Annotated in this window: 13 protein-coding genes; 11 read left to right on the top strand and 2 right to left on the bottom strand. The window is 71.3% G+C overall.

All coding sequences use genetic code 11. The annotated features are described in order from the left end of the window. Positions 1-68 precede the first annotated feature (68 nt). The 11 genes from N8I86_RS15640 to N8I86_RS15590 all read left to right on the top strand — a co-directional run bounded on the left by N8I86_RS15640 (position 69) and on the right by N8I86_RS15590 (position 9387). Complete coding sequence (locus N8I86_RS15640; protein WP_263278042.1) at positions 69-1193, top strand: TIGR03364 family FAD-dependent oxidoreductase; 1125 nt, start codon at positions 69-71, stop codon at positions 1191-1193. A 5-nt stretch (positions 1194-1198) separates the two neighbouring features. Beyond that, entirely contained in the window at positions 1199-1897 is a 699-nt protein-coding gene (locus N8I86_RS15635) for a phosphonatase-like hydrolase (protein ID WP_073900386.1), read from the top strand. A 1-nt stretch (position 1898) separates the two neighbouring features. Further along, entirely contained in the window at positions 1899-2963 is a 1065-nt protein-coding gene (locus tag N8I86_RS15630; protein ID WP_263278041.1) for an ABC transporter ATP-binding protein, read from the top strand. A 91-nt stretch (positions 2964-3054) separates the two neighbouring features. Next, positions 3055-3825: a 2-aminoethylphosphonate ABC transporter permease subunit gene (locus tag N8I86_RS15625; RefSeq protein ID WP_263280111.1), complete on the top strand. Its 771-nt coding sequence runs from the start codon at positions 3055-3057 to the stop codon at positions 3823-3825. Then, on the top strand, positions 3812-4609 hold the full coding sequence (locus tag N8I86_RS15620) for an ABC transporter permease (RefSeq protein ID WP_263278040.1): 798 nt from the start codon (positions 3812-3814) through the stop codon (positions 4607-4609). Before N8I86_RS15625 ends, N8I86_RS15620 begins: the two co-directional genes overlap by 14 nt. 43 nt (positions 4610-4652) lie before the next feature. Then, positions 4653-5714, top strand: a complete 1062-nt coding sequence (locus N8I86_RS15615; RefSeq protein ID WP_263278039.1) for a 2-aminoethylphosphonate ABC transporter substrate-binding protein — start codon at positions 4653-4655, stop codon at positions 5712-5714. A gap of 183 nt (positions 5715-5897) precedes the next feature. Continuing rightward, positions 5898-6056, top strand: coding sequence for a hypothetical protein (locus N8I86_RS15610; RefSeq protein ID WP_256339883.1), 159 nt, complete (start codon positions 5898-5900; stop codon positions 6054-6056). 77 nt (positions 6057-6133) lie between these two features. Further along, entirely contained in the window at positions 6134-6913 is a 780-nt protein-coding gene (locus tag N8I86_RS15605) for an HAD-IIA family hydrolase (protein WP_073900388.1), read from the top strand. Positions 6914-7031: 118 nt separating this feature from the next. Then, positions 7032-7598, top strand: coding sequence for a hypothetical protein (locus N8I86_RS15600; RefSeq protein ID WP_263278038.1), 567 nt, complete (start codon positions 7032-7034; stop codon positions 7596-7598). A 7-nt stretch (positions 7599-7605) separates the two neighbouring features. Beyond that, entirely contained in the window at positions 7606-8274 is a 669-nt protein-coding gene (locus tag N8I86_RS15595) for a class F sortase (protein ID WP_073900392.1), read from the top strand. A gap of 81 nt (positions 8275-8355) precedes the next feature. After that, positions 8356-9387 carry a glycoside hydrolase family 6 protein gene (locus N8I86_RS15590; RefSeq protein ID WP_263278037.1) on the top strand — a complete coding sequence of 344 codons (1032 nt, stop codon included), beginning with the start codon at positions 8356-8358 and terminating at the stop codon, positions 9385-9387. A gap of 49 nt (positions 9388-9436) precedes the next feature. Here the strand turns inward: N8I86_RS15590 and N8I86_RS15585 are convergent, their stop codons facing one another. Together N8I86_RS15585 and N8I86_RS15580 are read right to left on the bottom strand one after the other, a co-directional pair. Continuing rightward, on the bottom strand, positions 9437-11374 hold the full coding sequence (locus tag N8I86_RS15585) for a radical copper oxidase GlxA (protein ID WP_263278036.1): 1938 nt from the start codon (positions 11372-11374) through the stop codon (positions 9437-9439). After that, on the bottom strand, positions 11371-13374 hold the full coding sequence (locus N8I86_RS15580; protein ID WP_263278035.1) for a glycosyltransferase family 2 protein: 2004 nt from the start codon (positions 13372-13374) through the stop codon (positions 11371-11373). Before N8I86_RS15580 ends, N8I86_RS15585 begins: the two co-directional genes overlap by 4 nt. Positions 13375-13609 lie beyond the last annotated feature (235 nt).

The raw sequence follows: 13609 nt of genomic DNA, 5'->3' as shown, positions 1-13609 counted from the left end.
TGGGTCGTTCACGCTCTCGTTGTGGGCCGGATGTCTCCGGTTACCCGTTCGAAAGGAGCGTTGCCGCCGTGAGAGTGACAGTCGTCGGAGCCGGCGTGGTGGGCACCATGCACGCCTGGCAAGCAGTGGAGCGCGGCCACCAGGTCGTCCAGATCGAGCGCGAGAGCGAGGCGCGCGGCGCCTCGCTGCGCAACTTCGGACAGATCTGGGTCAGCGGTCGCGCCGGTGGAGAAGAGCTGGAGGCCGCCCTGCGGGCGCGGGAACTGTGGGAGGAGATCGGCGCCCGCGTCCCGGCGCTCGGCTTCCGGGCCATCGGGTCCCTGACCCCGGTCCGCGGCCCCCTGGAACTCGCCGTCGCCGAGGCCGCCGTGGCCCGCGCGGACGCCCCCGCCCGCGGCTACAAGCTGCTCACCCCGGGCGAGGCCCGCGCGGTCAACCCCGCCCTGCGCGGCGAGTTCACCGCCGCGCTGTACTGCGAGCGGGACGCGGCCGTCGAACCGCGCACCGCCCAGCTCGCCCTGCGCGAGGAACTGCTGAAGAACCCGGCCTACACCTTCCTGCCCGGCCGCGAGGTCCGCGAGGTCGTCGGCGCCGGAACCGTGCGGGACGACCACGGAGACGTGCACCACGCCGAAGCGGTCGTCCTGTGCACCGGCGCCTGGCTGGGCGGCCTGGTCCGCGAGCTCGCCGGCCCCGGCCTGCCCGTGCGCCGCGTCCGGCTCCAGATGATGCAGACCGACCCGCTCGGCGAACCGCTGACCACCTCGGTCGCCGACGCCGACAGCTTCCGCTACTACCCCGCCTACGCCTCCCCGGCGCTGGACGAGCTCAACGCCCGGCAGCCGCAGGCCGAGACCGCCGCCGCCCACCGCATGCAGCTGCTCATGGTGCAGCGCGCCGACGGCGGACTGACCATCGGCGACACCCACGAGTACGAACACCCCTTCGCCTTCGACACCGTCGAGGAGCCGTACGAGCACCTCACGGGCGTCGTCGAGTCCCTGCTCGGCCGGCCGCTGCCGCGCGTCCGGCACCGCTGGGCCGGCGTGTACGCGCAGTGCACCGAACCCGGCCGCGTGGTGCACCGCCAGCAGGTGCGCGACGGGGTGTGGCTGGTCACCGGGCCCGGCGGGCGCGGCATGACCTGCTCCCCCGCGATAGCCGAGACCACCGCGAACGAATTGGGCTGGTGACGAGAATGACCACGGAAACCCGAGACATCCGGCTCGTCGTCCTCGACATGGCCGGCACGACCGTCGCCGACGGCGGCCTCGTCGAGCGGGCCTTCGCCGCGGCCGCCGACGAACTGGGCGTCGAGCCCGGCTCGGCGGAGCACGCCGAGCACCTCTCCTACGTCCGCGCCACCATGGGCGAGTCCAAGATCTCCGTCTTCCGGCACCTGTTCGGCGCCGAGGACCGCGCCCAGCGGGCCAACACCGCCTTCGAGAAGGCGTACGGCGAACTGGTCGAGGACGGCCTGATCGCCGCCGTCCCCGGCGCCCGCGAGACCATCGGGGAACTGGCGGACAGCGGCCGGACCGTCGTCCTGACCACCGGGTTCGCCCGCGTCACCCAGGACGCCGTCCTCGCCGCCCTGGGCTGGCAGGACCTCGTACCGCTCACCCTGTGCCCGGCCGACGCCGGCGGGCGCGGACGGCCCTACCCGGACATGGTGCTGGAGGCCTTCCTCCGGACGAAGGCGGCCGAGGACGTCACCCAGGTCGCCGTCGTCGGGGACACCTCCTACGACGTGCTCAGCGGCGTCCGGGCCGGCGCCGGCCTGGTGGCGGGCGTACGCACCGGGGCGCACGGCGACGACGCGTTCCGTGCCGCGGGCGCCACCCACGTCCTGGACTCCGTCGCCGCCCTGCCCGCGCTGCTCGCCGGAGACCGGTGAGATGGGCATCCGCTTCGACTCCGTCACCGTTGCCTACGACGGGAACGTCGTCCTCGACTCGCTCGACCTGACCGTCGAGCCGGGCGAGGTCATGGCACTGCTCGGGCCGTCCGGCTCCGGGAAGACCACCGCGCTGCGGGCGGTCGCCGGATTCGTACGGCCCGCGTCCGGGCGGGTGTTCCTCGGCGGCCGGGACGTGACGGACCTGCCGCCGTACCGCCGGGGCATCGGGATGGTCGTACAGAGCTACGCCCTCTTCCCGCACCTGCGCGTCGACGAGAACGTGGCCTTCGGGCTGAAGGCCCGCAAGGACCCCGGGACCGCCAGGCCGCCCCGGGACGAGATCCGCCGGCGGGTCGCCGAGGCGCTGGAGATGACCGGCATGGCCGCCTACGCCCGCCGCCACCCGCGCGAGCTGTCCGGCGGCCAGCAGCAGCGCGTCGCCATCGCCCGCGCCCTGGCCGTCCGGCCCGGCGTCCTCCTCCTCGACGAGCCGCTGTCCGCGCTGGACGCCCGGCTGCGCTCCGGGATGCTGGCCGAACTGGCCCGGCTGCACCGGGAACTGCCGGACGTCTCGATGCTGTACGTCACCCACGACCAGGTCGAAGCGCTGACGCTGGCCGACCGGATCGCCGTGATGGACAGCGCGCGACTGCAGGCCTGCGGCACACCGAGAGAGCTGTACCGCGCGCCGGGCAACGCGTTCACGGCCTCGTTCGTCGGCAACGCGAACCTGCTGCCGGTCGACACGCGCACCGGGGGAGTCGCCTTCGCCGGCGTGGAGCTGAAGGTCGACACCGCCGATGCGGTGCCGGGTGCCCGGGCCACGCTGTGCATACGGCCGCACCTGGTCGGACTCGGCGAGGGACCCAACCGGGTCACCGGCACGGTCACCGAGATCCAGTGGCGGGGCGCCACGCACCGGCTGTACGTCGAGGTCGGCGGGCACACCGTCATGGCGGACGTGCGCGAGCTGAAGGACCCGCCCCGGCACGGGGACGCCGTGCACCTGCACTTCGCCCCCGAGGACGCGGTGCTGCTCCCCGCGGGAGTGAGCCGTGGCTGAGGCCCTGACGAAGGCGCGGCCCGCCCGGAACCGCTCGCGCCCACGCGACGGCGGCCGCGGACCGCGCCCCGCCCCGCACCCCGCCAGGGCAATGCTGTGGGCCCTCCCGCCGGTGGCGCTGCTCGCCCTCTTCTTCCTCTACCCGCTCGTCCTCGTCGTCCAGCAGTCCTTCCAGCCGGACGGCGGCGGCACCTCGCTCCAGCCGTACGCCGACGTCTTCGCCTCCGCCGCCTTCCGCCACGCCCTGTGGACGACCGTCTGGATCGCGCTGGCCTCCACCGCCGGGTGCCTGGTCCTCGGGTTCCTGCTCGCGCTGGTCATCGCGTTCGTGCCGTTCCCCGGCGCGCGGGCGGTGGCCCGGTTCGTGGACGTGTACCTGTCCTTCCCGTCCTTCCTGATCACGCTGGCAATGCTGTTCATCTACGGCACGACCGGCATCGTCGGGTCCTTCCGGTTCCTGACGACGCCCTGGGGTGTGCTGCTGGCGGAGGTCACCTACTTCACGCCGTTCGTGATGCGGCCGCTGCTCGCCGCGTTCTCACAGCTCGACACCGCACAGTTGGAGGCGGCGAGTTCCCTCGGGGCCCGCGCGCCGAGGATCGTGCGGCAGGTGATCCTGCCGGAGGCGCTGCCCGCGCTCGCGGCCGGCGGAAGCCTCGTCCTCGTGCTCTGCCTCAACGAGTTCGGGATCGTGCTGTTCACCGGGGCGAAAGGGGTCACCACCCTGCCGATGCTCGTCTACAGCAAGGCGATCCTGGAGTCCGACTACCCGGGCGCCTGCGTGGTCGCCGTCGTCAACGTCCTGATCTCCGTGGGGCTCTACGGCCTCTACCGGGTGGTGAGCCGTCGTGCTGGTGCATAGCCGCAAGGCCAGGTGGGCCGTGTGGACGGTGTTCCTCCTCCTCTTCGTACCGCTGTTCGCCCTGCCCCTCCTCGTCGTCCTCGGCGCGTCCTTCGCCACCCACTGGTCCGGTGCCCTGCCCTCGGACCCGACCCTGGCCAACTACCGTGCCGCCACCCGCGGCGAGGCCCTCCGGGCACTCACCACCAGCCTGGTCACGGCCGTCGGCGCCAGCCTGCTGGCCCTTGCCGCCGGTACCTGGGCCGCGCTGGCCGGGGCGGCGCTGGGCAAGCGGTACCGCAGGGTGCTGGACGCCCTGTTCGTCCTGCCGGTCGCCGTGCCGTCGGTCGTGGTCGGACTCTCCGTCCTGGTGGCGTTCTCCCAGCCGCCGATGCTGCTCAACGGCACCCGGTGGATCGTGATCCTCGCCCACACCGTCCTGGTCACCGCCTTCGCCCACCAGTCCGTGTCCGCCGCGATCACCCGCCTCGACCCGGCCTACGAACAGGCCGCCGCCTCCCTCGGCGCCCGGCCCTCCTACGTGCTGTGGCGGGTACGGCTGCCCCTGCTGCTGCCCTCGCTCACCGCCGCCGCCGGCCTCTGCTTCGCCCTCTCCATGGGCGAGCTCAGCGCCACGATGATGCTCTACCCGCCCGACTGGACCCCGCTGCCCGTCCTGATCTACGCGGCGACCGACCGCGGCGCGCTCTTCACCGGCTCCGCCGTCGCCGTGGTGCTCATGGCCGCCACCCTGCTCGTGCTGTTCGCCTTCTCCCGGATCCGCACCCGCGCCTCGTACCGCTGAGCCCTCCCCACATCCCGCCGCAACGCAAGGAGTTCATGCCGTCATGCCCAGAAACCGCGTCACGCTCGCCGTCGCCCTCGCCCTCGCCCTCCTCGCCACCCCGCTGCTGTCCGCCTGCGGCGGCTCCTCCGCCGCCGCCGACGCCAAGGTCGTCACCGTCTACAGCGCCGACGGCCTGAAGGGCGAGAACGGCGACGGCTGGTACGACCAGGTCTTCAAGGACTTCGAGAAGCGGACCGGCATCAAGGTCAAGTACGTCGAGGGCGGTTCGGGCGAGATGGTGCAGCGCGCCGCCCGCGAGAAGTCCAACCCGCAGGCCGACGTGCTCGTCACGCTGCCGCCCTTCATCCAGCAGGCCGACGGCAAGGGCCTGCTGCAGAAGTACACGCCCGAGGGGGCCGGCCAGGTCGGCGGCGCGAGCAAGGCCGCGGACGGCACCTGGACCGCCGTCGTCAACAACTACTTCGGCTTCGTCTACAACAAGAAGGAGTTGAAGCAGGCCCCCCGGACCTGGGACGAACTGCTCGACGGCACCTACAGGAACAGGCTCCAGTACTCCACCCCGGGCGTCGCCGGCGACGGCACCGCCGTACTCGTCAAGGCCATCCACGACTTCGGCGGCAAGGAGCAGGCGCTCGCCTACCTGAAGAAGCTCCAGGCCAACAACGTCGGCCCGTCCGCCTCCACCGGCAAGCTCGCCCCCAAGGTCGACAAGGGCGAACTGCTCGTCGCCAACGGCGATGTGCAGATGAACTACGCCCAGTCCAAGGACATGCCGAACCTCGGCATCTGGTTCCCGGCCGGCAAGGACGGCAGGGCCACCACCTTCGCCCTGCCGTACGCGGCCGGCCTGGTCACCAAGGCCCCGCACGGCGGGAACGGCCGCAAGCTGCTCGACTTCATGCTCTCCCGGCAGGCCCAGCAGCAGGTCAGCTCCGTCGGCGGCGGCTTCTCCGCCCGTCAGGACGTCAAGGCCACCGACGCCGACGCGGCCGCCCTGGCGAAGCTGATGGACGGCGTGGACGTCTTCGAGCCCGACTGGAACGACATCGACACCAATCTCACGGCGTACGTGGAGGACTGGAAGTCGGCTACCGGCAGCTGAGCCCTCCGGGGATTCGGCCGCCCGACAGCTCCGCCCCGCCGTACGGATTCGACCCGCCGTCGTGGCAGGTCGCACAGTTCCCCGCGCCCCTTCAGGGCATGCACGTTCTCCCCTCTTCCCGGAGGTCTCCGTGAGGCCCCGCAGAAGGGCGAGGTCCTCGTCTCCTACGACGGCGGCACCCCGGTGAGCGTGCGGACGTACACCGCCGACGTGCCCTCCCGCACCGAGACCGTCACCCTCCAGGTCCCGCCGGGCGCGACCGGTGTCCGCGTCCGCTTCCGGTACACCGGCGGCAACAACTGGTACTGGGTGATCGACGGGGTACGAATCACGCAGGCCTGATTAGGCTGGGGGCGTCGGTACGCCGTGGTTCCGGCGCCCCCGCTTCTCGCCCGTACGTACGCCAGGAGACGCACAACATGGCAGACCGCAAGCCCATCGAGTCATGGCTCACCGACATGGACGGCGTGCTGATCCACGAAGGGGTGCCGATCCCCGGCGCCGAGGCCTTCCTGAAGAAGCTGCGCGACTCCGGGCGGCCCTTCCTGGTGCTCACCAACAACTCCATCTACACCGCCCGCGACCTGCACGCCAGGCTGCGCCGGATGGGTCTGGACGTGCCGGTCGACAACATCTGGACGTCCGCACTGGCCACCGCCCAGTTCCTCGACGACCAGCGGCCCGGCGGCAGCGCCTACGTCATCGGCGAGGCGGGCCTGACCACCGCTCTGCACGACATCGGCTACATCCTGACCGACCACGAGCCCGACTTCGTGATCCTCGGCGAGACCCGCACGTACTCCTTCGAGGCCCTGACCAAGGCCGTACGGCTGATCAACGACGGCGCCCGGTTCATCGCGACCAACCCCGACAACGTCGGCCCGTCGACCGACGGCGACCTGCCCGCGACCGGCTCCGTCGCCGCCCTGATCACCGCGGCGACCGGCAAGAAGCCGTACTTCGTCGGCAAGCCGAACCCGCTGATGATGCGGGCCGGCCTCAACGCGATCGGCGCCCACTCCGAGACCTCCGCGATGATCGGCGACCGCATGGACACCGACGTCCTCGCGGGCCTGGAGGCCGGCATGCGCACCTTCCTCGTGCTCAGCGGTGTCACCCAGCCCAAGGACGTCGACCGCTACCCCTTCCGCCCCTCCCAGGTCGTCGACTCCATCGCGGACCTAGTCGACCTCGTCTGACCCGGCGGCCGGGCCCTCCGGCCCGAAACCCCGTGTCACCCGTTCGGAGCAGCACCGGCGCCCCCGGGGATGCGGGGGCGCCCCCGCCGGGGGAACCTCCTCGTACTGGAGGTTCACGATGGGCTCACTACGTATCACTCTCTGTGCAACCGTCCTGGCCGTGGCCGCGCTCACCCCGGCGGCGCACGCGGCGGACGCCGCCGGCGGGGTCAGCCTGACCCCCGCGGTCCCGACGCCGGGCTCCGACGTCACCCTGCGGGTCAGCGGCTGCACGGGCACGCAGGGCACCGCCTCCTCGTCGGCCTTCGTCGCCGACGCCGCCCTGACCGGCGGCGAGGGCGGCCTGACGGGCGAGACCCGGGTCCGGTCGTCCGTCCAGCCGGGCGCCTACGAGGTGCGGGTCGCCTGCGGCGGCTCCTCGATCACCGGCCGGGTCACGGTCGCCCAGCAGGATGCCGGCGGGCTGGGCGCGGGCGGCCTGCAACAGCTCCTGCGGCCGCCCTCCGACTCCGCCACGCCCGTCGCCCCGGTCCAGGCGGGCGGCGGCGGCACCGCGCACTTCGCCACCGTGGCCACCAGCGGGTCCGGTCCGGGCAGCCTCCAGGCGGTGACCGGTCTGCTGCTCGCGGGACTCGCCGCGGCCGGACTCGGGCTCCGCGCCCACCGGAGCCGGGGCACGCGCTGACGCCTCCATGACCGACGACCGCGAGCGCTCCGCCGGCACCGGGCGGCTCATCACCGCCCTCGCCTGGACCGTGCTGCTTCTCGGACTGTGGCTCTGGGGACGCGGCGTGAGCGGCGTACCGCAGGGCACGGGCACCGACCGCGGCGACGTGTTCGCCATCGGGAGCCCCGTCGACCCGGCGTCGCTGCCCCGCCCGGCGAAACCGCTGGGCGACGCACGGCCGCAGCGTGTCGACATCCCGCAACTCGGCGTCCAGGCACCCGTGGTGTCCCGCGGTCTCGACTCCCAGGGAGCCGTCGACCCGCCGCCCTTCGACCAGCCGGGCGTGGTCGGCTGGTACGGCTCCGGCACCGCGCCCGGCGCGGTGGGGGCGGCCCTGATGGTCGGTCACGTCGACACCGCGACCCGGCCCGCCGTCTTCTACAAGCTCAGCACCCTTCAGCCCGGCGAGACGGTCCGGGTGGTGCGTTCCGACGGCAAGGTGGCCGAGTTCACCATCGACGACGTCCGGGTCCTGCCCCGCGACGACTTCGACGCCGGACAGGCCTACGGCCCCCACGAGGCGGGCCGCGCCGAACTCCGGCTGATCACCTGCGGCGGCACCTTCGACCACGCCGCCGGCCGGTACACGGCGAACGTCGTCGTCTCCGCGTACCTCACCGGCAGCGGCCCCTGACCGCACGGCGCGACCTCGTGACGCCACGACGGGATATGCCAGGATTGGCACCCGGACCAGTGCGCGCCCAGGGGGAATCGCATGTACGACAGCAGCAGCGCCCGGACTCCGGCACGGGCACGGGCGGCGACCGCGGTGCTGCTGGGGGCGGCACTGCTGGCGGCGGGCTGCTCGTCCGGCGGCGGGGACGGCGACCAGGACCCGGCGGCCCGGATCACCCAGCAGCCCAAGTCCGCCGACCCGTTCTGGGTCAACCCGGACGGCAGCGCGGCCCGCCAGGTCGCCGCCTACGTGAAGGACGGCCGGAAGACCGAGGCCGAGCAGATACGGAAGATCGCCGAGCAGCCGGTGGGGGAGTGGATCGGCCCGGAGAATCCGGAGCAGGAGGCCCGAGGCTTCACCGAGGCGGCCGAGAAGTCCGACCGCACCGCGCTTCTCGTCCTCTACAACATCCCGCACCGCGACTGCGGTCAGTACTCCCAGGGCGGCGCCGCCGACGGCAACGCCTACCGCGGCTGGATCGACGGGGTCGCCCGGGGCATCGGCGACCGCCCCGCCACGGTCGTCCTCGAACCCGACGCCGTGCTCCACCTCGTGGACGGCTGCACCCCGGACGAGTTCCACGAGGAGCGCTACGACCTCCTCAAGAACGCCATAGCCAAGCTCAAGTCCCTGAAGAACACCAAGGTCTACCTGGACGCCGGGAACGCCGGCTGGGGCCATCCCGACCAGATCTTCGAGCCCCTTAAGTGGGCGGGCGTCGAGCAGGCGGACGGCTTCTCCGTCAACGTCTCCAACTTCTACTCCACCAAGGACTCCGTCGCCTACGGCAGGCAGCTGTCGGCGAAGGTGGGCGGCAAGCACTTCGTCCTCGACACCAGCCGGAACGGCAACGGCCCCTACGCACAGGGCGATCCGGCCGAGCGGTGGTGCAACCCGCCGGGCCGGGCGCTCGGCGAGACCCCGACGACGAAGACGGCGGACCCCCTGGTCGACGCCTACCTGTGGGTCAAGCGCCCCGGGGAGTCCGACGGCACCTGCAAGGGCGGCCCCAAGGCCGGCCAGTGGTGGCCGGCCTACGCCCTGAAGCTGGCCGAGGCCTCCCACTCCTAGGCGCGCGGGCGCGGCCGGCCACCGGCCGCCGCGCCCACGCCGGTGAGGGCTACGGCACCTTCACCCACTGCGCCTTGCTCGGGGTGCCCCGACCGTCGTCGACGAACAGCATGTACCACCCCGACTGCACGAGGTTCCGGCTCTTCGGCACCGTCACGGTGACCTTGTTCCCGGACGTCTTGAAGTCCAGCGCGATGGACCGCTGGTCGACGTCCGTCACATGCGTCGACGCGCTCGGCCGGATCAGCCGCGCCTTCCTGATGTCCGACGCGTGCCGTGAGGTGAACGTCCCGGAGGCGCCGCGGGCGATGGTCCGCGGCCCGCCACCGAGCGTCGGCCGGGAGTCCCGGTACAGGTAGGGCGGGGTGTACATCTCGATCCGCTGCTCGAACTTCCCCGGCTTGGTGTTCGCCGCGTCCGCGTACAGGGAGTCGGACCCGAAGAACATCACCCGCCCGTCGGGCAGCAGCAGTGATCCGGAGTGGTAGTTGCGGCCCACCAGAGGATCGGCGACCTGCGTGAAGCTGTTGCTGTCCGGGTGGTACAGCCGCGCCTGGTGGATGTTGGAGTCGCCGCGTCCCCGGTAGTCCTCCGAACCGCCGGACACCAGCACGGTGTCGTCGGGCAGGATCGAGGACTGCGGGTACCGGGTGCCCTTCTCCAGTTCGGGACCGTCGACGAAGCGCGGGTTCTTCGCCTGGAGGTCGATCAGGCGCGTCTTCCTGCTCGACAGCTTCGACTCGCCGACCCCGCCGCCGCCGATCACCATGAACTTCTCGTTCTGGGCCGGCGGCAGCAGCACCGTGCCGGACGTCTCCAGCAGACCGGGGTCGGAGAGCCCCGGCAGCTTGGTGAACTTGTTGGTGCCGACGTCCCAGACGCCGGGCTTGCGGCCCACGTCGTCCGGGCCGTAGCCCGCGTTGGACCCCGAGTAGAAGACCTTCCCGTTCTGCATCAGGAACAGCGCCGGGTACGTCGGGAACTGCCGGAGCTTCGAGGTGTACGACCACTTCTTGGTGCTGGGGTCGAAGATCTCGTTCTTGCCCGGCACCAGCTGCCCGATGTCGTCGAGCCCCGAGACGCTGAGCACCTTGCCGTCCGACAGGGTCGTCAGCGTGGGGTACCAGCGGGCCTCGTTCATCGGGTCGACCTTGATGTACCGCTCGGCGACCGGATCGAACTCGTAGGCGTCGCGGATGCCCTGGAAGTCCTTCTTGTCGAGGGCGAGTTTCTGCGCGATGCCGTAGGTGTTGCGGGCGTCGACGCCGGTCAGGCCCTGGATCCGGTAGTTGTCCTGGGTGCCGGTCTCGTACTTGGAGCCGCTCGACTGGGCCTCGACGTAGATCCGGCCGAGGCCCGGGTCGTTGCGCTGGAAGACGCCGGTGTCCGGGTCGAACACCTTCTTCGCGCGGGGCACCAGCACGGGGTCCTTGGAGACGAACGTCTTGCCGTTGGTCTTGCCGCTGAACTTGGTGCCCGCGGGCAGCGTGATCGGCTTGTCCGGATTCTCGTTGTGGACGATCATCAGGCCGCCGGCCTTGGTGACGTCACCCTTGAGCTTCTCGTACCGCTTGGTGCCGCCCGCGATGAGCAGGTTGCCGTTGGCCAGCTGGGTGTGGCCGGTGCAGAACAGGTCGGCGGGCGTGGGGATCTTCTTGATCGTGCCCTTGACCGGGTCCCAGATCCGGGTGTCGAACTTCTTCTGGTCGAAGTTGTCCTGGTTGTTGCCGGAGCCCGCGACCAGCAGCACCTTGCCGGTGTGCAGGAGCGCCGCGTGGATGGTGTCCTGGCGGTACTCCTCGGGGAACTCGACGATGTCCCAGTGGCCGTTCTCGGCCTTGTACTCGGGCTTGTTGATCTTGTACTGGTGGTAGCGCTCGGTGCCGAAGCGGTAGAGCCACGGCCCGTTCATCCCGGCCAGCGCGATGACCACCGCCGTGCCTATCGCGAGTCGACGGGCGCGGCGGCGGCCGGCCTGGTCCTTCATTCCTTACGTCCCCCAAGTCCACCAAGGGCGGTCTGCATGTTCTCGTCGTGCCCCCCGTTCGGGCCGGCGTCCGGGCCCCCGTGCGGGGCGGCCCAGCCGGGGCGCCGCTGCGGCGCGTGCGGGGCACGGGGCGAGCCCTGCGCGGGCACCGTGTCCTGCGCTCCCGTGCCGGCTCCCGCGGGGGCGTCCGCGACGGGCCGGGGCCTCTTCCTCGCCTGCCGCAGCTCGTGGCGCCAGACGAAGATCGGGAAGCCCGTGATGAGCATGGCGAACGCGGCCCAGGTCACCATCGCCGGGTGGGAGTGCCCGAGGACGAAACCGGCGACCACGGACGCGGCGAAGATGCCGATGAAGTACCAGTGGTACCGGAAGGTGCCGAACCAGGTGTCGGGGCTCGCCGAGTCGCCCTTCGGGGTGACCACGAACTTGCTCTTGCGCCGCAGCAGGGAGTCGATCAGCGCCTTCGCGTAGAGCGGCGCGGACAGGGCCGACATCACCATGCCGGCCACACCGCCGGAGCCCTCCGGCTCGTGCGGGGAGACGTTGTGCCGGCGGTTCCAGATGTACAGGCCGATCTGGAGCGCGGAGGCGTTGCCGTACAGCATCAGCCACACGGTCGGGTCGATGTTCACGCCCGAGGCGCCGAGCCCCAGGAACAGGGCGCAGCTCAGGGCCGCGAGGATCCAGTTCAGGGCGGACATCGGGTAGAAGATGATCATCATCGTGTAGTTGAAGAGCTTGCCCGGCGGCAGCGAGAACCAGCCCTTCCAGTACTGCTTGAGGATCGTCTCGTACGTACCCCGCGACCAGCGCATCTGCTGGGTGAAGAAGTCCGTCCAGGCGGCGGGTCCCTCACCGACCGCGAGCACGTCGGGGGTGTACACCGACTTCCACTTGCGGCCGGTGACCGGGTTCTTCGCCCGGTGGATCTCGAAGCCGGTCGCCATGTCCTCGGTGATCGAGTCGTACAGACCGCCGATCTGCTTGAGCGTCCTGATCCGCACCGCGTTCGACGTGCCGACGAACATAGGGGCGCCGTAGCGGTTGCCGGCGCGCTGGATCAGGGCGTGGAAGAGGAACTGCTGCGACTCGGCGGCCTTGGTGACGAAGTTGTCGTAGTTGCCGTACACCTGCGGGCCGATGACGAAGCCGACGTCGGGGTCGCGGAAGAAACCGAGCATCCGCTCCAGGTAGTTGGGCAGCGGGACGTGGTCGGTGTCGACCGAGGCGAAGAAGTCGTAGTCGTCGCCGTGCGCCGCCAGCCAGGCGTTGTAGTTGCCGTGCTTGGTCTTGGCGCGGTGCGGGCCCGTGGGCTGGTTCCACTGTGCGACGCCCTTGCGGGAGAAGTGGTGCACGCCGAGCCGGGCGCACACCTCCTTCACGGCCGGGTCGTCGCCCTCGTCCAGCAGCCACACGTGCATCAGGCCCCGGTGCCGCAGCTTCACGGCCGCCTCCAGGGTCTTCGTCACCATCTCCAGCGGCTCCTTGCCGGGCACGAAGGAGGTGAGGAAGGCGACCCGGGTGCCGGTCTCGGGCACCACCGGGACCGGGTCCCGGGCGACGAGGGTGGCGTGCGCGTTGGACAGCACGTTCATGCAGCGGAAGAACTCGATCAGGCCGATCGCGACGAGCATGACGATGTCGAGGGCCGGCAGGAAGTCGTAGGCCGGGTAGTCGCGTTCGGTCCAGTGCTCCGGCTGGAGCAGCCAGAACAGCAGCACCAGCGAGAGCACCGGCGCGGCGCCCAGCATGAGCGCGGCGCGTATGCGGTGCGGCTCCTGCGAGAGCAGCGAGCGGTACTGCACCGTGTACGGCTTCGTCGGATCGGGCTGGGTGAGGGGCCCCGAGAGCCGGCTGTAGTGCTCGTAGTCGTATCTGGGCAGCGTCTTCTTTATTCGGCGGAGCTGCCCCGTCCGCTGGCTGACCGCCCTCAGCTGTGTGGTCTGTGACGGGTCGTCGTGAGCGTGGCTCTGTCCGGCGCCCGTCGGCGTCGACGTCATGAGTCATTCCCCCCACACGCAGGTCACCGCGTGTTTCGTCGGTCCTTACCGCCCGCCCGGGTCCCCTCGGTCCGTGCGTGCGGAGTCAGTGATGGGTCGTATCACCACGTCCTGCCCACCCTATAGACACGGGACGGCGACCCTCCGGTTGCATGATGCCGCCCTCGGCACCGATTCGTGAACGGGGCCCCCTCCCCGCCGACGGGCGACCGGCCGCTCCACGTCAACTGCCGTC

The sequence above is a fragment of the Streptomyces albidicamelliae genome, from assembly GCF_025642175.1.
In the GTDB taxonomy this organism is placed as follows: domain Bacteria; phylum Actinomycetota; class Actinomycetes; order Streptomycetales; family Streptomycetaceae; genus Streptomyces; species Streptomyces albidocamelliae.
Note: the sequence above shows the minus strand (reverse complement) of the source record. Positions and strands in the feature narration are given on the sequence as shown.

Excerpts from the sequence above, each read along its gene's own strand:
- N8I86_RS15635 (WP_073900386.1), top strand. The coding sequence starts at position 1,199 with ATGACCACGGAAACCCGAGACATCCGGCTCGTCGTCCTCGACATGGCC.
- N8I86_RS15630 (WP_263278041.1), top strand. The coding sequence starts at position 1,899 with ATGGGCATCCGCTTCGACTCCGTCACCGTTGCCTACGACGGGAACGTC.
- N8I86_RS15625 (WP_263280111.1), top strand. The coding sequence starts at position 3,055 with ATGCTGTGGGCCCTCCCGCCGGTGGCGCTGCTCGCCCTCTTCTTCCTC.
- N8I86_RS15615 (WP_263278039.1), top strand. The coding sequence starts at position 4,653 with ATGCCCAGAAACCGCGTCACGCTCGCCGTCGCCCTCGCCCTCGCCCTC.
- N8I86_RS15605 (WP_073900388.1), top strand. The coding sequence starts at position 6,134 with ATGGCAGACCGCAAGCCCATCGAGTCATGGCTCACCGACATGGACGGC.
- N8I86_RS15600 (WP_263278038.1), top strand. The coding sequence starts at position 7,032 with ATGGGCTCACTACGTATCACTCTCTGTGCAACCGTCCTGGCCGTGGCC.
- N8I86_RS15595 (WP_073900392.1), top strand. The coding sequence starts at position 7,606 with ATGACCGACGACCGCGAGCGCTCCGCCGGCACCGGGCGGCTCATCACC.
- N8I86_RS15590 (WP_263278037.1), top strand. The coding sequence starts at position 8,356 with ATGTACGACAGCAGCAGCGCCCGGACTCCGGCACGGGCACGGGCGGCG.
- N8I86_RS15585 (WP_263278036.1), bottom strand. The coding sequence starts at position 11,374 with ATGAAGGACCAGGCCGGCCGCCGCCGCGCCCGTCGACTCGCGATAGGC.
- N8I86_RS15580 (WP_263278035.1), bottom strand. The coding sequence starts at position 13,374 with ATGACGTCGACGCCGACGGGCGCCGGACAGAGCCACGCTCACGACGAC.